General features: G+C 41.0%; 21 protein-coding genes. 2 read left to right on the plus strand and 19 right to left on the minus strand.

Going from position 1 to position 24,674, the window contains the following annotated elements; genetic code table 11:
- Positions 1-212: 212 nt before the first annotated feature.
- The 15 genes from ftsZ to LZD48_RS05100 all read right to left on the minus strand — a co-directional run bounded on the left by ftsZ (position 213) and on the right by LZD48_RS05100 (position 19,581).
- Positions 213-1,352 (minus strand): cell division protein FtsZ, encoded by a 1,140-nt coding sequence (gene ftsZ, locus LZD48_RS05030; RefSeq protein ID WP_235761643.1) that lies wholly within the window; start codon positions 1,350-1,352, stop codon positions 213-215.
- Positions 1,353-1,417: 65 nt separating this feature from the next.
- Complete coding sequence (ftsA, locus tag LZD48_RS05035; RefSeq protein ID WP_235761644.1) at positions 1,418-2,701, minus strand: cell division protein FtsA; 1,284 nt, start codon at positions 2,699-2,701, stop codon at positions 1,418-1,420.
- A gap of 217 nt (positions 2,702-2,918) precedes the next feature.
- On the minus strand, positions 2,919-3,746 hold the full coding sequence (locus LZD48_RS05040; protein WP_235761645.1) for a cell division protein FtsQ/DivIB: 828 nt from the start codon (positions 3,744-3,746) through the stop codon (positions 2,919-2,921).
- A 578-nt stretch (positions 3,747-4,324) separates the two neighbouring features.
- A complete protein-coding gene (gene spoVE / locus LZD48_RS05045; RefSeq protein ID WP_235761646.1) occupies positions 4,325-5,437 on the minus strand; it encodes a stage V sporulation protein E in 1,113 nt (370 codons plus the stop codon).
- 72 nt (positions 5,438-5,509) lie between these two features.
- Positions 5,510-6,859 carry a UDP-N-acetylmuramoyl-L-alanine--D-glutamate ligase gene (gene murD, locus LZD48_RS05050; protein ID WP_235761647.1) on the minus strand — a complete coding sequence of 450 codons (1,350 nt, stop codon included), beginning with the start codon at positions 6,857-6,859 and terminating at the stop codon, positions 5,510-5,512.
- Complete coding sequence (mraY, locus tag LZD48_RS05055) at positions 6,856-7,839, minus strand: phospho-N-acetylmuramoyl-pentapeptide-transferase (RefSeq protein WP_235761648.1); 984 nt, start codon at positions 7,837-7,839, stop codon at positions 6,856-6,858. Before mraY ends, murD begins: the two co-directional genes overlap by 4 nt.
- A gap of 17 nt (positions 7,840-7,856) precedes the next feature.
- Positions 7,857-9,242 (minus strand): UDP-N-acetylmuramoyl-tripeptide--D-alanyl-D-alanine ligase, encoded by a 1,386-nt coding sequence (locus tag LZD48_RS05060; protein ID WP_235761649.1) that lies wholly within the window; start codon positions 9,240-9,242, stop codon positions 7,857-7,859.
- A gap of 2 nt (positions 9,243-9,244) precedes the next feature.
- Positions 9,245-10,717: a UDP-N-acetylmuramoyl-L-alanyl-D-glutamate--2,6-diaminopimelate ligase gene (locus tag LZD48_RS05065; protein WP_235761650.1), complete on the minus strand. Its 1,473-nt coding sequence runs from the start codon at positions 10,715-10,717 to the stop codon at positions 9,245-9,247.
- 62 nt (positions 10,718-10,779) lie between these two features.
- Positions 10,780-12,702, minus strand: coding sequence for a stage V sporulation protein D (locus tag LZD48_RS05070; protein WP_235761651.1), 1,923 nt, complete (start codon positions 12,700-12,702; stop codon positions 10,780-10,782).
- An 81-nt stretch (positions 12,703-12,783) separates the two neighbouring features.
- The gene (locus LZD48_RS05075; RefSeq protein ID WP_235761652.1) at positions 12,784-15,057 is read right to left on the minus strand and encodes a penicillin-binding protein; all 2,274 of its coding nucleotides are present in this window, start codon (positions 15,055-15,057) and stop codon (positions 12,784-12,786) included.
- Positions 15,058-15,068: 11 nt separating this feature from the next.
- Entirely contained in the window at positions 15,069-15,446 is a 378-nt protein-coding gene (ftsL, locus tag LZD48_RS05080) for a cell division protein FtsL (protein ID WP_235761653.1), read from the minus strand.
- The gene (rsmH, locus tag LZD48_RS05085) at positions 15,446-16,423 is read right to left on the minus strand and encodes a 16S rRNA (cytosine(1402)-N(4))-methyltransferase RsmH (protein ID WP_235761654.1); all 978 of its coding nucleotides are present in this window, start codon (positions 16,421-16,423) and stop codon (positions 15,446-15,448) included. Before rsmH ends, ftsL begins: the two co-directional genes overlap by 1 nt.
- Positions 16,424-16,723: 300 nt before the next feature.
- Complete coding sequence (gene mraZ / locus LZD48_RS05090) at positions 16,724-17,155, minus strand: division/cell wall cluster transcriptional repressor MraZ (RefSeq protein ID WP_235761655.1); 432 nt, start codon at positions 17,153-17,155, stop codon at positions 16,724-16,726.
- A gap of 207 nt (positions 17,156-17,362) precedes the next feature.
- Positions 17,363-18,979 (minus strand): bacillithiol biosynthesis cysteine-adding enzyme BshC, encoded by a 1,617-nt coding sequence (bshC, locus tag LZD48_RS05095; protein WP_235761656.1) that lies wholly within the window; start codon positions 18,977-18,979, stop codon positions 17,363-17,365.
- 221 nt (positions 18,980-19,200) lie between these two features.
- Positions 19,201-19,581, minus strand: a complete 381-nt coding sequence (locus LZD48_RS05100; RefSeq protein WP_235761657.1) for a DUF3397 domain-containing protein — start codon at positions 19,579-19,581, stop codon at positions 19,201-19,203.
- Between the two features lie 823 nt (positions 19,582-20,404).
- Here LZD48_RS05100 and LZD48_RS05105 point away from each other — a divergent pair.
- Entirely contained in the window at positions 20,405-20,902 is a 498-nt protein-coding gene (locus LZD48_RS05105) for an N-acetyltransferase (RefSeq protein WP_235761658.1), read from the plus strand.
- 43 nt (positions 20,903-20,945) lie between these two features.
- On the opposite strand, the gene LZD48_RS05110 is transcribed toward LZD48_RS05105, so the two are convergent.
- The 4 genes from LZD48_RS05110 to LZD48_RS05125 form a co-directional block, all read right to left on the minus strand.
- Positions 20,946-21,434: an RsfA family transcriptional regulator gene (locus LZD48_RS05110; protein WP_235761659.1), complete on the minus strand. Its 489-nt coding sequence runs from the start codon at positions 21,432-21,434 to the stop codon at positions 20,946-20,948.
- A gap of 67 nt (positions 21,435-21,501) precedes the next feature.
- Positions 21,502-22,260 (minus strand): enoyl-CoA hydratase/isomerase family protein, encoded by a 759-nt coding sequence (locus tag LZD48_RS05115; RefSeq protein WP_235761660.1) that lies wholly within the window; start codon positions 22,258-22,260, stop codon positions 21,502-21,504.
- Positions 22,261-22,521: 261 nt separating this feature from the next.
- The gene (gene rpmF / locus LZD48_RS05120) at positions 22,522-22,695 is read right to left on the minus strand and encodes a 50S ribosomal protein L32 (protein WP_188855635.1); all 174 of its coding nucleotides are present in this window, start codon (positions 22,693-22,695) and stop codon (positions 22,522-22,524) included.
- A 30-nt stretch (positions 22,696-22,725) separates the two neighbouring features.
- Entirely contained in the window at positions 22,726-23,271 is a 546-nt protein-coding gene (locus LZD48_RS05125; protein ID WP_235761661.1) for a YceD family protein, read from the minus strand.
- Between the two features lie 166 nt (positions 23,272-23,437).
- Between LZD48_RS05125 and LZD48_RS05130 the strand changes: the two genes are divergently transcribed.
- The gene (locus tag LZD48_RS05130) at positions 23,438-24,658 is read left to right on the plus strand and encodes a nucleotidyltransferase (protein WP_235761662.1); all 1,221 of its coding nucleotides are present in this window, start codon (positions 23,438-23,440) and stop codon (positions 24,656-24,658) included.
- Positions 24,659-24,674 lie beyond the last annotated feature (16 nt).

The following is a 24,674-nucleotide window of genomic DNA, read 5'->3' on the forward strand; positions in this document are numbered from 1 at the left end:
GATTCGTGATGGGCTCATGCGTGGTGTAAATTGAAGTATAGCCTAGCTACTTAGAAAAGTCTGTCAGTTCTTGTCTGCGATAAACAACTTCTTTTCACTAAATTATTCGGGGTTTGTCGGAAGGAGGATACCGGGAAATTGGCCAGCAAAAAAAGCCGGAACAAAACTTGAAAATAAGTTTCGTTCCGGCTTTTTTAAATTCAATTGTTAGATTAACGATTACGGTTACGATTTCTTAAGAACGTTGGAATATCGAGTTCGTCTTCTTCTATTTTAGGGCGCGGATTATTCGGCTTTGTTTCTCGTTGTGGTTGTTCTTCCGGCGCACGGCTTGCTGCTTGCTGTCTTTCTGCAATAGAAGGTCGCGCATCCCTTTTCGGTTTATTCGACTTTTGCGCGTTTTCATCGAAACCTGTTGCAATTACCGTAACGACGATTTCATCGTTCAGACTTTCATTAATAACAGAACCGAAGATAACGTTCACTTCTTCATCCGCTGCATTCGTTACAAGGTCTGCTGCCTCTTGTACTTCATACAGACTCAAGCTCGTTCCACCGGTAATATTCATCAAAATACCGTGAGCACCATCAACCGATGTTTCAAGAAGCGGGCTGGAAATAGCTTTCTTCGCCGCTTCTGTCGCTCTTGTTTCTCCGGTTGCGATTCCGATTCCCATTAAAGCAGAACCTTTATCAAACATAATTGTTTTAACGTCGGCAAAGTCTACGTTGATCAGACCTGGCTTCGCAATTAAGTCGGAGATACCTTGTACCCCTTGTCTTAGAATGTTATCCGCTTCACGGAACGCTTCCAACATTGGGGTGTTTTTATCGACAATTTCAAGCAGCCGATCATTTGGAATAACGATCAATGTATCTACATTACTCTTTAATGTCTCAATCCCGGAAATAGCCTGGTTTGCTCTGCGCCTGCCTTCAAAGGAGAATGGACGAGTCACAACACCAACGGTTAATGCTCCAAGTTCTTTCGCGATTTGTGCGATTACCGGTGCAGCACCTGTACCTGTCCCCCCACCCATTCCAGCAGTTACAAAAATCATATCAGCTCCAGAAAGTACTTCTTCTAATTGTTCTTTACTTTCCTCTGCTGCCTTCTTTCCAACTTCCGGGTTCGCGCCTGCTCCAAGACCACGAGTTAATTTCGCTCCGATCTGAACTTTAACTTCCGCTTTAGATAAATTTAAAGCTTGAGCGTCTGTGTTAACAGCGATAAATTCCACGCCTTCCACTCCGTGCTCAATCATACGGTTAACTGCGTTGTTCCCGCCACCCCCGGCGCCGACAACTTTTATTTTCGCTAGTTCCTCCATATTTGTATCAAATTCCAACATACTTCGTTCCTCCTAATATGCAAAATTACAGATGTTTAAGAAGCTGATTCATCTTAATCTTTGAATCAATCAAAGAAATATTTAAATAGATTAGCAATCCCAGATTCTTTCTTTTTCTTCTTCTCTTTTGGTTCTTTCAATTTGACTTGTTTTGGATTCCGTTTTGCTTTTGGTTCGTGCTCCACTTCGGTAACAGATGGATATAACTGTTTCCCTTGGATTTTCGCATTTCGATATGCAAATTGCAATATACCGACACCTGTTGTATAAAGCGGTTCCCTTACACCTATGTAATCCGGAATTGCAATACGGACATTTGAGTAGAATAAGTTTTGAGCAAGTTCTAAAACTCCGGGCATCGCCATGGTCCCGCCGGTTAAAACAAATCCGCCCGGTAATTCATGGAAGCCCATACGTCTAATTTCTCGATCAGCAAACTCAAATATTTCTTCTATTCTAGCCTCAATCATATCAGAAATCTGTAACTGATTATACGTTTGTCTCTTATCACTGCCAATTATGGAAACGTCAAATGTTTCTTCTTCGTTCGCTTCATCGTAATAGGCGTAACCGTGATTAAGCTTAATATCTTCTGCTTCCTCTGTTGATGTACGAAGGCCAATGGACAAATCTTTCGTAATATTGTCCCCGCCAAGGGCAATTGTACTTGTCGCAACGAGATAATCATTTTCAAAAATGGATACAGTCGTACAGCCGCCACCTACATCAATAAGGGCTACACCCATGTTTTTTTCATCATCAGACAGCGCTACAGAACCCGCAGCTAATGGTGACAGACAAATATCTGATACCTCAAGTCCTGCCCGTTCTACACATTTCAGTGTATTATGTAACACAGTTTTCGAACAGGTAATCAATGTCCCTTCCATTTCGAGACGAACACCAATCATTCCTCGCGGGTCAGTGATTCCATCCAAGCCATCTACAATAAATTGTTCCGGAACCACATCGATAATTTCCCTTTCTGGGGGAATTGAAACAACTTGCGCTCCGTCCAATACTCTTGTAACGTCCTCATCTGTGATTTCCCTGTCTTCACTTTGGACAGCTACTACACCATGACAAGCCTGCAGCCAAATATGATTTCCATTTACACCGACCACGACCCGGTTAATTTCCATACCAACCATTCTTTCTGCTTGCTCAACTGCATTCCGAATAGATTGTACCGTTTGGTCAATATCAACAATCGCACCTTTTTTCATACCTAGGGACTTGGCAGTGCCAACCCCGATTATATTCAATGAATCATTCAATACTTCTCCGATAATAACTTTAATTTTGGTTGTTCCAATATCTAAACTTACTAGAATTTCGCTATTATTCAAAGAAAAGGCACCCCCTCATTCAACATAACCGTTCAAAATCATGAACAGATTATTCTCTATTAAAGTTTGTATTTTTCTTAGTCTCATTAATTATTAATTCAACATGACAAAGATGATTTCCTTTAAAATAAGAAAATAAACTTGTCAACTCCTATACTTTTCGTGTAATTCATTCATTTGTTGACGTTTTTGCTGGATAATTAAACAGTCATCCGTATTATTCTTCTGATTCTCCTGTTTCAGATTCACCCATCAATTCTTCATCATCCGCATTCACTTCTTCATCCTCTGCATCGAAAGCTTCAAAATAAACCCCAACTCCCATATGTATAACACCCTTCACTTCAGGATCGAGCTGGGAAACGACAGAAGGATAGATCGTCATACCATCTGCAAAATCTCGAATCGAGCTTTGTACAATAAAACCATCGTTCATATAAAATAATACATTATTTTTATTATCTTCTGTTGGTTGCCAGTACATCTCAGATATTAAGTCTAAAATATCTTTTGGCAATTTATTCAATTCATTTGCAGCCTTAGCGAGGTATTCTTGATCTGTAAATCCAATTAATAACGGAGCTTCACCCGTGAATGACTGATATTCAACCATTTCCAGCAGTTCGCCGCTTTCGAGCACCGGAAGATAGGTCCCTTCTTCCGTTTCAAGGATTCCGATAATTTCTTTCTCTTGTACTGTGATTGCAACCGTACTTGGCAATTTCCTGTCTACCGTCACCGTATCTATTATCGGATTATTCTCCAACGTTTCTTCGACAGCTGCAAAATCAATTGCCCAAATGTTTTGCTTCTCAGATAGACCACTGATTTCCACAATCTCCTCATCTGGGACAAAAGCGTTGTTCTGAACCGTTACTTGTTTTACCTCACTTAATGGTGATTGAAGGTAAATGATTATCGAGATAAGGAAGAAAAAGATCGTCATGTAAAAAACTAAACGCCGATTCGCTTTCTTCTTCCGAGCTTCTTTTAATTTTGGAATACGGTCCTCAATGGAAACAATATTCTTATTGTTTTTATTCATCTCCATTTCTTCCTTTGTCAGCATACTAAATCATATTATTTTCAATTTTTATTGCTGATAACAAACCTGTTTATAAATTCGACTTTGTTATCAGGTTATTAGAATTATATCATAGATTAGGATGTAATCGATAGTTTACTTGTCATAGATTTGAAAGTTTTTACTGGTAAAACAAATAAACCTACACTTTCACTAAAGTTGCTACTGCCTTGCATACTCATTTTCATGTTAATCGGAATTAATCTGAAGCAGATTTAGAGGAGATTCAGATACTTCAACTGAAAATCCGCAATCTCTGGAGCATGTACCCGGGCATAACTATTAAAGTATTTTTTTCAAAATGACTGTTGAACGCTCTCATTCAGCGTAAGTGTGCGTAACTCCGAAACTTTCTACTGGAAGTCCGCAGTCCAGACACCTCTCGCTTTCCGCAGGCGGCTCCAGAAGTGCCCGCGGAAAGCATCCGTCCACCTGGCAACTGAACGGCGATTAGAGAGTGAACCATGAGAACGTGCAAAATACTAACGCTGAATGAGAGTAAACAGTAAAAAACAGTTTTGCGCCGGTTGTCTCAAGTGCTATATTTTGGAATGGATGCTGATGTTCAGAAGGATGCCTACGGAACAGAGGGTGAGTGTTAAGGATGAGCCCCCGTAGCTTAAGAATGGCAGAGTGATTCCTGTGACGGGTATTAGGCCGATAACGACGCTAATATTTATCATCACCTGTATAATTAACATCGCCACAATTCCTAAAGCTAAGTACCTCGCAAATGGATCAATGGACTCTAAAGCTATTTTAATTCCACGCCAAAGCAAGACGAAAAATAACAGAATCAATCCTACTCCGCCGATGAAACCTAGTTCTTCTGCAAGAATCGCAAAAATGAAATCAGTTTGCGGTTCCGGTAAGTAAAAGTATTTTTGTAAGCTATTGCCCATTCCAAGCCCCATCAGCCCTCCAGGCCCGATCGCATACAAGGATTGGATAATTTGAAAACCATCACCAAGAGGATCTTCCCAAGGGTTAAGAAAGGCAACAATCCGGCTGATCCGGTATGGTGCCGATATAATTAAAAAAGCAAATCCAATCAAACCGATTAAGCCTAAACCTACAAAATGGGAGATTCTTGCACCAGCAATAAAAAGCATGATGACGCAAGTGAGTACTAATACAAGACCAGTGCCTAAATCCGGTTGCAACATGATTAAACCAAATGCTGTAAAGATAAGGAGTAAAGAAGGCAGAAAACCTTTCGTAAAAGAAGTGATATATTTTTGTTTCTCTGATAAAAGTGCAGCAAGAAAAATAATCAAGCCCAGTTTCATAAATTCAGAAGGCTGAATACTAAACGCACCAACACCTATCCAGCTGCGCGCCCCTCCTCGAACCATTCCAATTCCTGGTATGAGCACAAGGATAAGTAAAATAAAACAGCCAAGCAGAATAAAATTAGAGTACTTTTTCCATGTTGTATATGGGATAAGCATAAAAAAAAGCATCGCCACAAAACCAACTCCTGCAAACAAGAGCTGTCTTTTTAAATAATAGAACTCATCACCGAATTTATAAAGCGACCAAACATGTGAGGCACTGTACACCATCACGACCCCTACAATTAAAAGCACAGCAATAACAGTAAGCAGCAAGGCATCTGGTCGATTTTCAGCCTTCGTGAGATTCCTAAGCATGAAAAAACCCCTTTCTCAAAAGAATGGGGGCAATTCAAATCTATTATCACAAGCTTCATGTTGTCCAAGCCCCTACAATAGTTTATGCACGGCTTGATTAAACATGTCACCTCTTTCTTCAAATGTACGATATTGATCCCAACTCGCACAGGCTGGGGACAGTAAAATTACATCATTTTCTTCTGAAATTCCGTAACCTTTTTGAACAGCATCTTCCACATTTTCCGCTGTTAAAACAGTAGAAATCCCAGCTTCTCTTGCCACTTCTTTAAACTTTTCTTTCGTCTCTCCAAAGCTTACAAGGCCTTTTACATTTTTCAAATGAGGAATCAGCCCTTTTAGATCATCCCCACGATCCAGGCCGCCTGCAAGTAAAATCGTTGGCTGTTTAAAGGAAGCTAATGCTTTTTCCGTAGCGAGCATATTTGTCGCTTTTGAATCATTATAAAAGTATCGACCCTTCAAATTTGTTACATATTGAAGACGGTGCTCTACACCTACAAAGGTTGTTAAAACTCTTTCAATCCCCTCATTCGTTGCACCTGCCAATTTCGCTGCACAAATCGCTGCCAGGATATTCTCTAAATGGTGCTCACCAACGAGAACAATTTTTTCCACGTCGATAATCTTCTCGTTTAGGAAATAAATCGCTTCGCCATCAGACCAGGCACCATTTTGAACTTCCTTTGCAGTAGAAAACGGAATTCGTCTTGCCTTTGTTCCAACTACTGCTGACGAGATATCCAGATCGTCAGCATTATAGATTAAATAGTCATCTTCTGTCTGGTTACGGAATATATTGTATTTCGCTTGCTTATAATTTTCGAGTGATTTGTGATAATCAAGATGTGCTTGATAGATGTTTAAGATGACTGCAATATTCGGTCGGAAATCTATTGTACCTTGAAGCTGGAAAGAAGACAGCTCTAAAACTAATGTTTCATCATCTGATAAACTTTCCGCAACCTCAGTAGCTACGATACCGATATTACCAGCTACTTTAACCTGTTGCTTGCTTTCCTTTAACATTTTAGATGCTAGGGTCGTGGTTGTTGTCTTTCCATTTGAACCAGTAATTCCGATTAATGTACCTGGAACAAGCTGATAAGCTATTTCTATTTCCGTTACGATTGGAATATTTCGCTTAACCGCTTCAACTAAGACAGGATTATCATAGGAAATACCCGGGTTTTTAACAACGACCTCAATTCCTTCCAAGACAGACAATGGATGGGAACCAAGAACCATTTCTGCACCGAGTGCTATAAGATCTTGCACCACTGTTGATTTAGTCGTCAATTGCTGGTCGTTTACCCTTACTTGTTTACCGTTTTTGAGTAATGTTTTTGCAGCTGCTGTTCCACTTCTCGCCAAGCCGAGAACAAGCACATGATGATATGGAAAAGCTTTTAGTTTTCTCAATTTAAGCCCACCTCAATAAAAATCCCTAATGCGGCAAACACGAGGCCAACTAGCCAGAACGTTGTTACAACCCGCCATTCCGACCATCCGATCAACTCATAATGATGGTGTAATGGGCTCATTTTAAAGACGCGTTTACCAGTCGTTTTAAAGGAAATCACTTGGATAATAACAGATAACGTCTCAATAACAAAGACACCACCGATAATAACAAGCAGTATTTCCATTTTTGTAAGAATTGCTACAGCGGCAATTGCTCCGCCAAGTGCAAGGGATCCTGTGTCACCCATAAACACTTTAGCAGGATGAGCATTGAACACAAGAAAGCCTAGCAGTGCTCCTGCTGCTGCCAATGAAAAGACCGCGATATCGTTCTGCGGCATCCCGTATAATGCTAAGATAGCAAAAGCACCAAATGCTATAGCTGCTGTTCCTGCAAGCAGTCCATCCAATCCGTCCGTCAAATTGACAGCGTTAGAAGAACCAACAAGCATAAAAATAACTAAAATGGCATAAAACCAGCCAAGTTCCCATTGGATATTCGTCCCTGGAATTTGAATATAGGTTGAAAAATCATTTGCCTGTAAAACGAAAAAGAATAAAAGTGCAATCACAATTTGGCCGATTAATTTCTGTAGTGAGGTTAAGCCGAGATTCCGTTTCAGTGCGACTTTGATGAAATCATCCAGAAAACCTACGAGACCGTAACCGAATAGAACGAACAACAATAGCCACATTTCGTATCCGATTGCTCCGCTCACTTTCCAGATCATGATCAGTGAAGTAATAATAATGCTTAATACAATCATGATCCCACCCATCGTTGGTGTACCGGTCTTTTTTTGATGTGATTCTGGTCCTTCTTCGCGAATACTTTGTCCAAACTTTAATCTTCTTAAAAATGGAATGAAAAGCGGCGAAAAAAGAACAGTAATTAAAAATGATATCCCTATCGTCATTATTAAAGTAGTTATACTCATATCAAGTTCCTCCTCAATTACTGCTCCTTATCTTCTTGCTTCGTCACGATGGCTTCAACCATTGTTTCAAACTGAAGGCCACGTGACGCTTTAAATAAAACAAGACTCATCTTTGTAAGGTGCTGGTTTAATTCGTTTATTAATGCTTCTTTTGTTTCGAAATGTTTACACTGAATTTCACTTTCCTGAACACTATCCGTAATTAATTTTGCTTTTTCTCCATATGTATACAAATGAGTGATTGGAGAAGTAATCACTTCGGCTACCGAACGGTGCAGTGCATCTGCATAATTTCCCAGCTCGAGTATATCTCCTAGTACAAGTATTTTCGTATCGAAGCCTTCCATCTGTTTAATTACTTCTATCGCTGCTTTCATCGATGTTGGAGAGGCGTTGTACGAATCATTCACAATGGTTGCCTGATTTTGTTTTGACTTTAATAATTCAAAACGCATGGCGGAATGTGCCAGCTCTTTTAGGCCTGCTTCCTGTTTCTCTTCAGATATATGCAGTAACTCGGCAATCTGAAGCGCGAACCCAGCATTTTTTGCGTGATGCTTACCAAAGAGAGGCACTTGGAAGCGGCGGCCGTGAGCATTTGTGAAAGATGTCCCATCCACTGTAATATCTACGTCATCCAAGCGGACCTCATTATCCGCATTAAAGCCACAGTTGATAACATCCACTGAATCGTCCGTATGTATAGCTTGTAAGAGAGGTTCATCACCATCAACAATCAACTTGCCGCCTTCTTTCAGCCCATTGATTATTTCAAGCTTGGCTTTGGCAATCCCTTCCCTTGAACCGAGGTATTCGATATGTGATTCCCCGATATTCGTAATAATTGCATAATCCGGCTTTGCAATTTTCGTCAATACATCAATTTCACCGTACCCGCTCATTCCAAGCTCGAGTACAAGCACTTCCGTATCGCGGGGCATACTAAGAATTGTCAATGGTAAGCCGATATGATTGTTCAAGTTTCCTAATGTAGCATGTGTATGGTAAGTTGTCTTCATAATCGCGGCTATCAGGTCCTTCGTAGTTGTCTTCCCATTAGATCCGGTAATCCCAATCACAACTGGATTAATCTTGTCTCTGTAATAGGCAGCAATTTTTTGCAGACCTTCTGTTGTGTCTTTTGTATAAAAGACAGGAAAATCAAGCGGGATGGAAGGGGGTAACTTCTCCAGCTCATCCCACAAGATTGCGACCGCACCATTTTCTATCGCTTGTTCGACATAATCGTGACCATTAAACTGATCACCGACAATCGGGATAAACAAAGAATGATCCACTTTCGACCGGCTGTCTGTTGTAATTCGGTCGATTGCAATTGAATCATCAAGTGATTTTCGATTGTTCGTAAATAGTTGCTTTAATTCTTTTACTGTAAATAACATCGTTAAAACTCCTTATTTAAAAACGCATTTTTAGCTACAACACGGTCATCGAATGGATACTTCCTGCCATTAATCTCCTGGTACGTTTCGTGACCTTTGCCTGCGATGACTACAAGGTCTCCAGCTTCTGCAGCGGACATTGCTTTTTCTATTGCCGTCAATCGATCGATGATGACTTCATAATTATGGACATGCCCATCGAAAATCTGGACCATGTCGTCAAGAATAGCTCGCGGGTCTTCCGTACGCGGATTATCAGAAGTAAAAATTGCATAATCTGCGTGCTTGATTGCTTCTTGCGCCATGAGTGGCCGTTTTTCCGGATCACGGTCACCCCCGCAACCAAGTACACAATAGAGCTTACCTGTTTTTATTTCTTTACATGTTTCAAGAATGTTTTTCACCGCATGAGGAGTATGCGCATAGTCCACAATAATACCAAATGGCTGCCCGAAATCAACCGTCTCGAACCTGCCTGGAATAGGTGGGACAACCTCGAACGTATCTTTAATAATATGCAAAGGAATCCCGTTAACCAATGCAGCAGATCCCGCTGCAAGCATATTATAAATGTTAAACTTCCCAGTAAGCCTACTCGTAATTTTAACCGTTCCGACCGGTGTTTTCAATTGAAATATTGTCCGGCCCGGTAAAAGCTCAATATCATAAGCCATTACATCTGCTTCACGCTCGATACCGTAAGTTACGATTGGAAAAGCACTTGTTTTTTTCAGCGTTTCCGCATAATGATCGTCTGCATTGATAACGGAAAACTTCCTTCTGCCGTCATAGGTATTCCCGAGACGTGAGAATAATTGACTTTTAGCAAAGAAGTAATTCTCTTCACTCTTATGATAATCCAAATGATCCTGCGTTAAATTGGTAAATATTACCGTGTCAAAATCACAGCCGTACACCCTTCCCAAATCAAGACCATGGGAAGACACTTCCATTATTACTTGTTCTACTCTTGAATTCTGCATATCATGAAAGAGTTGTTGGAGGATGAGCGCATCTGGAGTTGTATTACTTGTTGCACTGTATCGGTCACCTACTTTATTGTGAATGGTGCCAATCACACCGGTCTTTTTTCCAAAATGGTTATACAATGCATCGAGAAGGTAACTGACGGTTGTTTTTCCATTTGTTCCGGTTATCCCAATCAAGGGGAGCTTTGTCGAAGGATAATCATAAAATGTATTTACTATAATTGCAAGAGCCCGTACCGAATTATTTACATAAATGACTGGAACCGTGCTTTTCACTCTTTTCTCTGCAATTATGACCTTTGCTCCCTTTTCAATCGCATCTTGGACATAGAGATGTCCATCTGTCTGGAAACCTTCTATACAAGTGAATAGACTCCCTGGCGTTACACGACGCGAATCTGTATGAATAGCAGTAATCTCTATCTCCTCAGATTCTGTCGTTAAGCTTATAAATGGCAGCGCCTGAATCAATTCTCCTAATTTCATCGGTTCACCCTTCTCCTAAGAACTATACCGATGGGAAAAGGATGACAAATCTGCAGGCTTGATTAGTCACTTAAAAATATCCGCACTTTCGCTCCTTCCATCACTTTTTCACCTGGTTTTGGAGCTTGATCAATAATCTTTCCGCCACTTCCGCTAACATCCACAGATAAATTCAGCATAAACTCTGACAGTTCTTGTGGTGTTAGACCAATTAAATCCGGTACTTCAACAAGCGGTTCCTCTGGCCACTGATATTCTTTCTCCAGACCATCTGAACGCTTCTCAACATCCATAACCGGCAAACTATCATCGATAATCTTGCCGACAATTGGTGCTGCAACAACCCCTCCAAATTGAACTGTATTTTTCGGGTTATCAACAGCTACATAGACGACAATCTCCGGATCATCGGCTGGAGCAAACCCAATAAAAGAAACAATATAGTTATTTTGCATATAGCGACCGTCCGGACCTACTTTTTGTGCGGTTCCTGTCTTTCCTCCCACTCGGTACCCTTCAACATATGCAGGTCGGCCCGTCCCCTGTGCAACTACAGATTCAAGTGCATATCGCAGTTCTTCGGACGTTTCCTCCGCAATCACCTGATGCTTAATGGTCGGTTCAATTCTTTCGACAACTTCTTCTGTCACCGGATCAAGCCATTCAGAAGCTATATACGGCTCATATAAAAATCCGCCGTTAACAGCAGCTGCTACAGCCATGACCTGTTGAATCGGAGTTACAGACACACCTTGACCGAAAGCTGTCGTAGCAAGTTCAAGTGGGCCTACATTCTCAGGATTAAAGAGGATTCCATTTCCCTCTCCTTCCAAATCAATCCCTGTTTTCTTACCAAATCCAAATGCATCAATATAAGAAAACAATCTCTCCGTACCAAGCAGTTGCCCTAAATTCACAAATCCAGGGTTACAGGAATTCTGTACGACTTCAAGATAACTTTGGTGACCGTGTCCTCCTCTTTTCCAACAATGGATATGAGTTCCAGCAACATTAATATCTCCATCATCATCAAAATGATCTTCATGAAGATCAACTATCTTTTCTTCCAATGCAGCAGCAAGGGTAATGATTTTAAAAGTAGATCCCGGTTCATATGTGCTCCAGATTGGAAGATTTCGGTCAAACACTTCCGCATCTGCTTCCTGATAATATTCTGGATGAAAGTTAGGTCTTGTCGTCATTCCGAGAATACCACCAGTTTTCGGGTCGACTGCGATGGCCATAGCGCCGTCTGGATTATACTTTAGAGCAGCTAAGTCCATTTCCCGTTCTAAGATTGCTTGTACTTGGGAATGAATCGTCGTTTTTAAATGCAACCCATCCTTTGGTGGGGTATACACGTCCGCAAGTGTATCTAACCGGTTACCACGTGCATCGGAAAAGAATGATAAACTGCCCGCCGTCCCGTTTAATTTTTCATCATAATATTGCTCTAGACCCATTAATCCCTGGTTATCGATACCAGTAAAACCGAGCACATGGGAAAGGGAAGTTTCATAAGGGTAATGTCTTTTCGAATCTTTCGCCAAATAGACACCTGAGAGATTTAACGTACGAATTGCTTTCTCCTCTTCAGCCGAAATCTTAATCCCCTCCGGCCGGATTGTCACACTTGAAGCCTGTCGTGTAATCGTTTCATACACTTTATCAACTGAAGCGCCCAGCACCCCTGCTAACGCTTCTGCTGTCGATTCAGGATCTGTTACTTGCCGCGGAACAATTGTAACGGTTGGAGCCGTCACATTTTCAGCAAGAGGGGTTTCATTCATATCTAATATTTTCCCTCGTTCTGGAGCAAATTGGATATCCCTTGTCCAAAGTTCATTCGCTTCTTCAAACAATTCGTCACCCATTACAAATTGGACATAGGCCAACCTGAGTATGATGGTAATTAAGATAATTAAGGCAAAAAGAAAAACAGTAACGATTCGTTTTTTGACTGTAATCGTGGATACGCGTTTCATACTTGCACTCCTCTTTATAGATAGGCTTGTATCCACTATATGAGTTTCAAAAAACGAATAGAACACTGTTTTCCTTTGTCTTTATTCGTTTATTTCTTCTTGTTCCACTTGCTCTTCCTGTTCTCCGTCTGATGTTTCCTCTTGCTCTTCGTCACCTGGAATTTCTTCCCTTTCTTCCCCAGGTGGTAACAACTCGATGCCAAGATAAGCTCCTTTGCTTAACGCCGTTCCTGGTTCAACGCTTTGCATCACAACATACCCATTTCCAAAGCTTTCAAGTTGTAAATCCATCATGTCTGCCAACTCGACAACTTGACGTTTCGACCAGCCCATGATGTCTGGCATAGCCGGTTCATCTGTAATTAAGATAATATGTTTTGTCGGCAAGGTTTTTTCTCCTGCTGTCACATTCGCTTTCGTGACCTTTGTTCCACTACCAACCGTCGTTACGTTAAACCCTTTTTCTTCAAGTTGAGTGGTTAATTGTTCTGGATCTTTCCCATTCAGTTCAGGTATTTCAACCCGTTCAATTTCCTCTATATCTTCACCGTCCGGATCAATATTCAGGTAATGTAAACCATTTTCCATAACATTTTTTACGATAAAGGAAACAGGTTGGGATCCATATTCACCAGCCTCAAGATCTGGCTGCTGAACAGAGACAAACATGACTAATTCCGGGTCTTCAATCGGAGCCATTCCTAAAAACGAAAAAATCATATTTTCCCTGCCACTTAAATAACCGCCCCCATCCGGATTAGGGATTTGAGCTGTCCCGGTTTTCCCGCCTATAGTGTAGTCTTCCAGACGGAATTGTTTCCCTGTACCATTCTCCCCTTCAACAGCACGCTGTAATAATCCACGCACCTGTTCGGCAGTTTCAGGCGATATTGGTTCTGATGTAACTTCCGGTTCATTCCCGTCAATTACTTCGGATGTTGCGGGATCCACAATTTTATTGATGACATACGGTTTTAACATTTTGCCGTCATTTGCAATCGCTGTTGCTGCTTTCATCATTTGGATTGGCGTCACTGTACTACCTTGCCCGAAGGAGGTTGTCAGTTTTTCACGCGGCCAATTATATAAAATCTCGCCTGTTATTTCTCCTGGTAAGTCGATATCTGTCGGTTTATCAATATCAAATGCATGCAGATATTCTAAAAACTTTTCCGTGCCAAGCTTCTCCCAAACGAGCTTCGAAGCCGCAACGTTTGAAGAACGTTCAAATCCTTCATCAAACGAAATGGTTCCCCAACCCTTTCCTTCGTTCACATCTCGAATGGGGATGATTTTCTCGTTTACATTATATGTTCCGGATAGGTATTTTTCATCCCCGTTATAGACGCCCTCTTCAATGGCAGCAGCCCACGTGAACATCTTCACGGTTGAGCCTGGTTCAATTGGTGTCGAAATAACGTCATTATACCAATTCTGTACATCTGCCGGATTATTCGGGTTATAACTTGGTCGGCTGCTCATCGCAAGGACTTCGCCGGTTTTCGCATGCATGACGACGGCAGTCATCCGCTCCGGGCTATAAGAACTCTCTACAGTAGACATTGCCTCATCAACCAATGTTTGGATTTTTTGATCAAGCGTTAAGTATACATCGTTTCCGTCTTCCGGCTCTTTAATAACTTCATTTGGGTTTAGTAGTTTCGAATTATACAAGTCTCGTTGATAGGAGATATAGCCACTCTCACCTCGGAGCAGCTCATCCATTTGCTTTTCCATACCGGTAACGCCTGCAATTTCAGACCTTATCTCCCCGTCCTCATCCTCGAATTCTGATTCTCTAGCAAATCCAATGATGTGGGATGCGAACATACCGTTAGGATAAAAGCGCATCGCTTCCTCGTCAAAGTATATTCCTGGTAATTTAAGTTCCTCGATTTCTTCTTTTTTGTTTTGGCTAAGTTGTCTTCCAGCATTACCAAATTCCACTTGAAATCGTGGCGGGTCTGCATCAAGTCCTGCTTGTAAGGAATCGCGGATCATACTAGCATCCACCTCCAAGATTGGAGCAAGAGCTTCAGAAGTCTTGTCCACATCCACGACATGCCGTGGTTTTTCTGGGTTTTCCGAGTATGCTTCATCAAGAACAGCGAATACACGGTATGTCGGCCGGTCATAGGCGAGAATCATACCGTTTTTATCGAGGATTTTCCCTCGTTCTGCTGGAAGTGTATAAGAAGCAGTCCGTTTTTGATCCGCCCATTCTTCTAGTGAGATATTATTTACTTCTCCAGTCGCCTGGATATAAATAAACCTGCCCGTTAGAACGATAAAAATCGCCACAAAAAATATAATCAGTATTCCCGCCATCATATGTGTCGTCTTGTTTTTCCTCATACGATAACCTCTTACTCCTGTTCTACTGCTTGCGCTTGTTTTACCTCAGCATTTTGAATGGTTAACCCATGTGACTCAGCAATCGAGATAATACGTTCTGGACGGGATAGTTCTTTCACTTCGAAAGCAAGACCTTCATTTGCGATTTGTTGTTGCTGGACGGATTTTTCAAGCTCTTGCATTTCCCGATTTAAAGCGTCAGTCTGAGAAGATAAAGAAACCATAAATACACCGGCGATGATTAAGCCAGCTGCAATCATCGAATAAATGACTTTTTCTCCCTTCGTAATCCAACCTTGCTTTTTAACTTTAACGGCTACTTTTTTCGGTTCACGATTTGGATTAGGAGACGGATTCGTGTTCCAGCTCCTCGCTTGATTTGCACTCATTATTTTCTCCACCCTTCCTCGTATACAAATGCTTTATCCCATTTTTTTATTTTCTCTACGATTCTTAATTTAGCGGAACGTGATCTGCGGTTTTCTTCAAGTTCACTTTCCCTCGCTACAATTGGTTTTCTTGTAATCAACCGAAACGGCGCTTCATGTTCTTTCGGTATAATTGGTAGATTCCGTGGTGTTTCTTTCGCTGTGCTCCATTTTTTGAATGCCTGTTTGCATAAACGGTCCTCCAGAGAATGGAAGGTAATGACAACAACTCTTCCGTCGATGCTTACGAGTTCTGCTGCCTGATGGAGTGCATCATTAAAAGCAGCCAACTCATCATTTACTGCAATTCGTAATGCTTGGAATATCCGCTTTGCAGGGTGTCCCCCTTTTCTTCTTGCGGGGGCAGGAATTGCTTCTTTAATGATTTCTACAAGTTCAGAGGTTGTCTCAATCACAAAGGTCTTGCGGTAGTCTTCAATTTTTCTTGCGATTTGTTTAGAAAACTTCTCTTCACCATATTGGAAAAAGATGCCGACTAACTTTTCATAAGGCCACTCGTTTACGATTTCCTTGGCTGTCAGTTCACTCTCTTGATTCATCCTCATATCGAGTTCCGCATCCTGATGATAACTGAACCCTCTTTCCCCACGGTCTAACTGTGGGGATGAAACACCGAGATCAAATAAAATACCATCGATTCGTTCTCTATCAAGCTTTTCTAATTCCTTACTGATTTCGCGGAAATTTGCATGAATAAAGCGAATCCGATCCTCGTATGGTGCTAATCTTTTTTTTGCTGCTTCTAGTGCATCAAGGTCCTGATCAAAAGCGATAAGGAGCCCATCTTTGTTCAATCTTGATGCTATTTCTTCTGAGTGGCCTCCGCCACCAACTGTACAGTCTACGTATGTACCATTTGCCTTAATATTCAAGCCTTTAATTGTTTCCTGTTTCAATACACTATAATGTTCAAACAAGCGATCACCTGCTTCAATTACTTCTATCAGCGTCTAGCTCCAGCGCCCAGCGACTAGCGACTAGCGACTAGCGGACTTCCTGAACATCCGTGGGATAAAGAAGAGTTGCCAATTGGCTAAGACATGAGGCTTAGTCGCACTTATACCCTTGCGGTGAAAGTCAACATCAGCTCAAATCTAAAGGAGGGCCGACTAAGTACAGGCCAAGACCCAACTCACGTCTACCCCTAAAGAGGCATGCTTCCTATATCTCCCACTGTCCAGTCCGTACGTCGCTAAACGGTCGCTTGCGCTTTTGTTTTAAATATCAAAATCCAGTAGATTTTCAGCAATCTCAGAGAAGGATTCCTCCGATTCTTCCACGTATTCTTCCCATTTATCACCAGACCAAATCTCCACTCGTTCAGAGACCCCAATGACAACACATTCTTTTTCCAATGCGGCATATGTTCTCAATGTGGATGGAATATTTATTCTTCCCTGTTTATCCACTTCGCATTCAACTGCACCAGAAAAGAAGAAGCGGGTAAAGGCTCTGGCATCTTTTTTTGTTAGGGGGAGTTGTTTTAATTTCTCTTCAATAATCTTCCATTCGTTCATCGGGTAAGCGAACAAGCATTTATCAAGACCGCGGGTCACAACAAAAGTATCCCCGAGTTCTTCACGAAACTTGGCGGGTACAATCATTCTGCCCTTCGTATCAACGTTATGCTTGTATTCCCCCATGAACATATTCTTCTCCCCACTTTCGTAATATTATATTACCACAACCCTCCACTATCCTCCACTTCTTTTTCGTTAATTTTTAACTTTTTCGCTTAAGCTAAAAATAATTAGGGAAATAAAAAAAGAGAAAAGCTGTTATATCAATGTTTAACAGCTTTTCTCTTCTCTTTTTCAAAAGTGGTGGAAAGTGGTGGTAAATGATCCCAATGGGTATTATAAATAAACAACATAGTGTGAGTTTTGGAAAGAAAAGGAAGAACGGGTTACTTCCGAGATAAACGATACACCATATTCATTTAAAAACGGGAAAACATTCCACATCCGTTCTTGCAACCCTTCTTCCGGATGTGTCAATAATTGAATCTCATCAAATTGTGCAAGGTCTTTCGCATACTTCTCTTCCAAAGCAAGTTTCATACGGCGCTTTAGAAACTCAATTTCTCTTTGTACGTAATGAAGATTTTTCTCTGCAAGTGCCCCAACATCATCTCGGATTGATTCTGCCGTCTTTCGAAGCGGTTTATGGGCTTCTGCAATTGTATTCTGCAAATTCTTGGCTAAATCATCAATTGGCGGCTCTTGTTTCGTTAACAGCCATTGTTCCCTTTTCGCCGTGCTTCCCTCGTTAACTGCTTCCTCGACAGTTAAATCTGTGGCATATAAGGCTTTATTGATTGTTTCAGGAAGATAGGTAAATGAAAGTCTAGGCAATACAGGAGGCATTTTCAAATCCAATGCACGGAATGCTGGCTTAAGCAGGGCCCAGTAACTAATTTCTCCTGGTCCACCAATAAATGCAAGTGTGGGCAAGAGGAGTTCTTGCATCACCGGCCGCGTAACAACATTATTACTAAGCTTCTCTGGATTTGTTTCTGCAAGACTCAGTAACTCCTCTGTCGTCAGCTCGATTTCATCTTGCTTACCTTTCCATGTGCCTTGTTCTGTCCGGCTTAGTAAAATTCGTTCTCCATCTAAATGATAGAATAGATGACCATCTGCTGGTTCTAGTTCAAGTGCAGCTGTGTAGCCTTGCTCTTCCAGTTCCTTTGCAACCTCACAAACACCTTGACTGATTTTTGGCTGATTCTCAATCATGCGGACAAAATAATCCTGCTCAATATTTCGGATGCGTTTGTCTGCTGCATCTATCAAGATAATACCTTCTTCTTGAAAAAGCTTATGAATGATCCTGGCAAAGAAATCAGTGAAACTTACAGATTCCCGCAGCGTGTCCGTCACCATTTTATAAATATCTTTCGTATGTATTGTTTCCGGAAGTTTAGAAAAAAGTTCATCGACCCATTTTCCAGCAAGTTCCTGATCGAGTGTAATTTCTGTGACAGGAAGTTTTTTATAATGGGATTGCTTGAGTGGATACTTGTTCAGTTCTGTTCCTTCAGGAAAAAACACATGATTGACTTCCTCGTAATCATGATCTTCTCCAGCTATCCAGAAAACCGGTAATACAGGTACGTTTAAACTCTTTTCCTGTTCTCTTGCAAAATGCAGGATAGAGATTATTTTATTAATTGTATAGAGCGGACCTGTAAGCAGACCAGCTTGCTGCCCTCCCACAACGACAACACTTTCCGGGTTCCGCAGCTGTTCGATGGCTTTTAACGTTGTTTCTCCTGCGCCCCAGGCCGTGTTCCGCTCTGCAAGAATCGTCGCCAATTCTTCGCGTTTGAATGTTCGATTTCTTAACTCATTCATCCTTTCATCCATTGCTCCAAAAGGATGATAATCAAAAAATTGCATAACCGATCTATTGTTTCTATAATCAGTGATCAACTGACCTTGATTTCGTATATTTACCGCGTCGATTCGCATCTGATTCTACTCCTTTATCACGCATTAACGGTCTGCAATACCTCCACCCTTAGACAGGAGAAAAGCCCAAAGTATAAAGATGAAGGCTAAACAGTCCGTATATCCCTGATTCTGTTCAATTTATATTCAGCGGAGATAGCCCCCACTGAATGAAGTTTCACTCTATGAATAAGTCCAAGTTGTATTGTATCTAATTCTGACAGTAATTTCATGTTTCTTGTTTACGTTGCCAAATATTTAATGATTCCTGCAATCATTAAGCAGCCGTAAAGAATAAAGAATAACAAAAATGAAATTCTCCATAATAATTTAGCGGCTTTTTTGAATTGGACATCCCGTCCCGTTCTCCACTGGATAAATATGATTAATGATAAAGAAACGAGCAGGAAAATCAAGACAACCCCAACAAAGCTCCGATCAAATATAATTCCGAGCATAATTGTTACTGCGATAATATATAAAATAGTCGTCCAATTCACTGCAGAATGAAACGCCTTTAACTTGTTCCACTCCCGGATCATACTAATAATATAAACAAGAAAGCTTGCAAGCAGCGGGATTGTAATAAAAAAAGATAGGACATAAACGATAATATCTAGCATTCCGAAGTTTCTCCTTATGTAATTTTTCAATATATAATCCAGTTCCACCACTCAAAACAGTGAATTACTTTCATACAGCGTAAGTGTGCCAAACTCCGAAACTTTCTACTGGAGGTCCGCAGTCCAGACACCTCTCACATCTGCTGAGCGGCCGGCAAGTCTCCTCGCGCTGAGCACTAAGGGGTCTCGCCAGGCTTACCTCCGAACAGGAAGTTCTAATGCCGGCGTTGGTCACAGGACGTGACCGTTCTTTGCCGGCCTTCCGCAGGAGTCTCGAGGTGTCTGCACTGCTACCAGGAAAAGCCAAATTGGAATCACTGTTTAATGTTCTAAAAAAGTATACTCCTTATCGTGGCCGAATAATTTCTATTTAAAATAACCATCTAACCAGTTCAGTTGCCCGGGGGATGGTGACTCCTACGGGAAAAGTACGTGTCCAGACCTGAGCAGGAAGCGGTTTTCTTCCGAGGCAGACTAAGAACGCCACGTCCTGTGGCAACGTCTGCATTAGCACGTCCTTTGCGTCGAGGCTGAGGCCGTGGAAAGCATCCGTCCCCCGGGCAACTGAACGGCGATTGAAGCTCTGAATGAGTGAAAGGGCCAAATCACTCGCGCTGTATGAATGTGTGTAGGATTGTGTATTTTTGATTGCACTATTTTGATTCTACTATATTCGAATTAAGAATGTTACACAACCTCAAGATTTAAAAAAACTATTAATTGATGTATAATTATAAAGACAGTGAATACATTCAATATACTATTGCAATCTAACGTTTCATGAATGAATGAATGGTTAAGATAAACAAAGGGGGATGTAAGCATGAACAAAGTGAAGGTCGAAAATTTATTAATCAACTACAAAACTCTTGAGAAATTTAAGCGATTCAAGGAATATGGCAACCAGGAGCTCTCTATGCTCGAGGATTTACAGAACAACTTTATTGAAAACAATAGTGAATCACCTTTTTATGGAATTTATATCGGAGAGAACTTAATAGCCAGAATGAGTTTATACAGAATTAAGGAAAAATATGATAACTATTTTGACCCGCCACAGGATTATTTAGCGCTTTGGAAACTGGAAGTATTGCCAGACTATCAAGGCCACGGATACGGCAAATTAATGGTGGACTATGCAAAAAGCTTTAATTTGCCAATTAAAACGAGTCCGCGGATCAATTCACAAGGATTCTGGGAGAAAATGAGCTTTCAAAAAGCACAATATGATTTGGAACGGGACCTCGGGGAAAATCCACTAATTTGGCTGCCTCAAGGTGTCCAGGAGAAAGAGGCACAACATAGTCAAGAGACAGAATAAAAATTACCACGTGAAGTTAGCAAATGAACTTCACGTGGTTTTTTTAGACATCCGGATTGCTTTCCATATTTCCATCCACCCAATTCCATAACTTCTCCATTTCACTCCAGGCATTTTTATATCGTTCAAGTTGTTGATTCAATTGTTCATTTTCTTGTTTAAGTCTTTCAATCAATTGTACTTGTTCATTATTTTCGGATTCAGGATTTTTACTTTTCAATTGTTCCAGGAGTTGAATGGCAGACTCAATTGCATTCCTTTCAAGAACCTCTTCACCAGCCTGGAGCGCACGTAATGCTTGGCTGCTCACCTTCTTCCTCTCTTCTTTTGCTTGACGAATAGCAGATTCATACTGTTTCCGAATTGTCGCATTCCAGCGAAAGCCACAGGCCGCTGGTGTTCTTACAAGCTTAGCGGCTACTTCTTTAAACGCTTCCAGCTGGGTATTACCATTCTTAATATATTGCAGGACAGTTTCCGCTAATAATACATCTTCTTCTTTCGTCCATGCATCCTGTCTAGTTTCTTTCATGGCTATCCTCCTCCACTACTTTGCTATCAATGTATGCGGAAACGAGGATTGATAGAATCATGTTTAGCTATTTCTTTTTAGAAAAGTTTTCAATTGCCTGTTTGTGAGTTTCGGATTCCCATAGACTAGCTGCGTTTTTCACTTCTACTTTCATAAGGCTAGGTAGTTCAGCAACATGCATATTAACTTTAAATTGTTCCTTTAATAGACGCATCTGTTCTACTGATCGAGCTATATACTTCTCTAAATACCTTCTAGCTTTCCAATCGGCCGAATCGATTATATCATGGAGCCAGCCTTTTTCCTTCAGTTCATGTGCAGTTAATACAGCTCCTGTTGCAATCCAGTCCAGCGCAAAATCAGGTTGCACTTTTTTATAAAGTAATGCTCCCCCGCCCCAACCAGGCAGGATTCCAATCGTCGTTTGAATAAAGCCGAATTTCGTATTCGCCTTAGCAATTCGGATATCACAGGCAGTCGCAAGTTCACATCCACCCCCTAAAGCGTCTCCATTCAACAATGCAATTACCGGCACTGGAAAATTAACTATTTTTTGAAGTACTTCCATCATCGTTTTTAGTTTAGCAAATGCTTCATTAGTTGATAATTCACCGTGCAATTCATTTAAATCCCCACCAGCAGAGAACATTCGATTTTCTACACCAGTAAGCAATAAAAAATTCAAGTCATCCGCTTCTGCTGCAGCCAGTTTAGCTTGTAACTGATCACCCATATGTAAAGAAATTGCATTTTGTTTCTCTGGTCTGTTCAAGCGAATAATTCCATACCCCTCGATTTTCTTTTCATAGTTAACTACTTCTCCCAAAATCTATCTCCCCTTTACACCATTTCTTTTAATCTCCCATTTATCCCGGTGTAACCGTCCGTAAAACTCCCACCTCAAAACTTTAGGATCTCCGAGAAAGTGTAGGTAGGAAACGTGAGCTAACACCCAAGATGCGTTCCACTAACAATCAGTCAGGGATGAAGCCCCCCCACCGATTGAACTTTCTCTTTATTATACAAGATGACAATAAAAAAAACAGACCACTAAATTGTGATCTGCTCCTCGCTGTTGTCTCCCCGATTAGTTGCTGACAACTTCTCTTCCATCATAATGTCCACATGCTTTACATACGTGGTGTGGCTTCGTTAATTCTCCACAATTTGAACACTCTACCATGCCAGGTACATGTAGTTTTTTATGAGTACGACGTTGGTTTTTTACTTTTTTAGATGTTTTACGCTTAGGTACTGCCATGACCTACACCTCCTTCAAATGAAAAGAACGTTATTCACTATTCATTTTCTTATCTTTATTTTCAAGTAAAGACGCCAATTTTTTTAAACGTGGATCAATGGTTTCTTCCTTTGGTTCTTCTTCTTGAACAAAACTCCAGCCGTCACCTTCTTTAGGTGCTGCGCCCTCTGGATTGGATTCTTCCGAGAACACCCGAAACGGTATACCCAACAGTATATTTTCCATGATATACGGCTTTAAGTCAAGCACTTCTCCTTTAACCGGATGGATTTCATTCTCTAAATCCTCTTCGGTTACATATGGGGAAGTGGAAAATACTTCATCAGCTGTAATTTCATACGGATAATGTACATCAACAAGTGTCCTTGCACATGGTAAAATCATCTCACCTTTAATGGTCATAGAGGCAAATATTTCTTCGCTCTGATCCATTGTAAACAAAACTTTTACCTGCGCTGGTCCGATTCGGCGGATATCATTGTTCATCGTTTCCAATTCTGAAACATCAACTGTTTCTTCCACTTCAAAAGGTCCCTTAAAGTTCTCCCTTTGAATCTGTGAGACAGAAATTTTCATGTTCATCACCTCTAGGCAACAAGAGTTATTTTAAAAGAAAAATGATGTTTTGTCAACATCTTTTCTTTACAGCAAATAAATAAAAGTTTTCCAATGATTTATTAGCTGAAATTTTCTCCCTTTATTTGTTACAATGATAGCACATTAAAGCTGGGAGTTGAAATAAATGAAAGCTTGTGGTGTTGTTGTTGAATATAATCCCTTTCACAATGGTCATGCCTATCATGTCCAAAAAGCAAAAGAAGTATCACATGCCGAAACTGTAATTGCGGTAATGAGCGGTGATTTCCTGCAGCGAGGAGAGCCGGCAATTATCGATAAATTCCATCGAGCAAGAGCTGCCCTATTTTCTGGTGTCGACATCGTATTAGAATTACCATATGCATATGCCGTGCAAAATAGTGATTATTTTGCGAGAGGGGCTGTGCATGTGCTGCATGCAATCGGTGCTTCCAGTATTTGTTTCGGGAGTGAAGCCGGTAATGCGAGACCGTTTATAGCGGCTAATCTCGTACAGAAGGAACGGAAAGATGAATACGAAAAGGAATTAAAAGAACGATTACAACAAGGCCTGTCTTACCCGGAAGCAAGTATGCATGCATCTGCTGCAATTGGACTTGTAAATAACGAACTCGATCTTTCCCAGCCGAATAATATTCTCGGTATGGGGTATGTAAAAACAATTCTCGAACAGAATTTGCCTATGAATATACATACAATCAAACGAGTGAATAATCATTACCATGATCCGGAAATTACGGATTCGATTGCCAGTGCAACGAGTATTCGGAAAGAAATTATCGAGCAACAGAAGCTGACAGCGGAAGCACGTGCAGCACTTCCACTTATTACAGCTAAAGAGCTTAAACAATATAGACAAACCGCTTCCCTTTGGCATGACTGGGAACTTTATTTTCAATTTGTAAATTACCGGGTCCAAACGATGACACTGCAAGAGCTCCGCCAAATACACGGGGTAACAGAAGGGCTTGAATATCGCTTGAAAAGCACTGCTAAACAAGCAGAAAATATGGAGGAGTGGCTAAACCTGATCAAGACCAAACGCTATACATGGACGAGAATCCAGCGTCTTTTCACACATCTACTGACAAATACGAAAAAATATGAACTGGAACCATTTTTGAGTGAAGAACGAGAACTGCCATATATCCGGATGCTTGGAATGACCGAGCAGGGACAAAAATATTTAAACCATGTGAAAAAGGCAATCGAAATTCCTATTTTATCGGGCTATCGTAAAAACATGGATCCTCTCATGCAATTGGAAGAAAAAGCAAGCCTTTCCTACTACAGCATCCTTAAACCCGCCACAAGAAAAAAATTATTTAAACAAGAGCTAGATGGGCCAATTCGAATTGATGGCTAAAAAAGCTTGCGACAGG

This window comes from Oceanobacillus alkalisoli (genome assembly GCF_021556485.1).
In the GTDB taxonomy this organism is placed as follows: Bacteria; Bacillota; Bacilli; order Bacillales; family Amphibacillaceae; genus Oceanobacillus; species Oceanobacillus alkalisoli.

What these genes read in the sequence shown, in the direction of transcription:
- LZD48_RS05070 (WP_235761651.1), bottom strand. Translation starts at nt 12,702, where the DNA reads ATGAAACGCGTATCCACGATTACAGTCAAAAAACGAATCGTTACTGTT.
- bshC (WP_235761656.1), bottom strand. Translation starts at nt 18,979, where the DNA reads ATGCGAATCGACGCGGTAAATATACGAAATCAAGGTCAGTTGATCACT.
- LZD48_RS05060 (WP_235761649.1), bottom strand. Translation starts at nt 9,242, where the DNA reads ATGTTATTTACAGTAAAAGAATTAAAGCAACTATTTACGAACAATCGA.
- ftsZ (WP_235761643.1), bottom strand. Translation starts at nt 1,352, where the DNA reads ATGTTGGAATTTGATACAAATATGGAGGAACTAGCGAAAATAAAAGTT.
- mraY (WP_235761648.1), bottom strand. Translation starts at nt 7,839, where the DNA reads ATGAGTATAACTACTTTAATAATGACGATAGGGATATCATTTTTAATT.
- spoVE (WP_235761646.1), bottom strand. Translation starts at nt 5,437, where the DNA reads ATGCTTAGGAATCTCACGAAGGCTGAAAATCGACCAGATGCCTTGCTG.
- rpmF (WP_188855635.1), bottom strand. Translation starts at nt 22,695, where the DNA reads ATGGCAGTACCTAAGCGTAAAACATCTAAAAAAGTAAAAAACCAACGT.
- LZD48_RS05040 (WP_235761645.1), bottom strand. Translation starts at nt 3,746, where the DNA reads ATGAATAAAAACAATAAGAATATTGTTTCCATTGAGGACCGTATTCCA.
- LZD48_RS05130 (WP_235761662.1), top strand. Translation starts at nt 23,438, where the DNA reads ATGAAAGCTTGTGGTGTTGTTGTTGAATATAATCCCTTTCACAATGGT.
- LZD48_RS05110 (WP_235761659.1), bottom strand. Translation starts at nt 21,434, where the DNA reads ATGAAAGAAACTAGACAGGATGCATGGACGAAAGAAGAAGATGTATTA.
- ftsL (WP_235761653.1), bottom strand. Translation starts at nt 15,446, where the DNA reads ATGAGTGCAAATCAAGCGAGGAGCTGGAACACGAATCCGTCTCCTAAT.
- LZD48_RS05075 (WP_235761652.1), bottom strand. Translation starts at nt 15,057, where the DNA reads ATGAGGAAAAACAAGACGACACATATGATGGCGGGAATACTGATTATA.
- LZD48_RS05100 (WP_235761657.1), bottom strand. Translation starts at nt 19,581, where the DNA reads ATGCTAGATATTATCGTTTATGTCCTATCTTTTTTTATTACAATCCCG.
- LZD48_RS05125 (WP_235761661.1), bottom strand. Translation starts at nt 23,271, where the DNA reads ATGAAAATTTCTGTCTCACAGATTCAAAGGGAGAACTTTAAGGGACCT.
- mraZ (WP_235761655.1), bottom strand. Translation starts at nt 17,155, where the DNA reads ATGTTCATGGGGGAATACAAGCATAACGTTGATACGAAGGGCAGAATG.
- LZD48_RS05065 (WP_235761650.1), bottom strand. Translation starts at nt 10,717, where the DNA reads ATGAAATTAGGAGAATTGATTCAGGCGCTGCCATTTATAAGCTTAACG.
- LZD48_RS05105 (WP_235761658.1), top strand. Translation starts at nt 20,405, where the DNA reads ATGAACAAAGTGAAGGTCGAAAATTTATTAATCAACTACAAAACTCTT.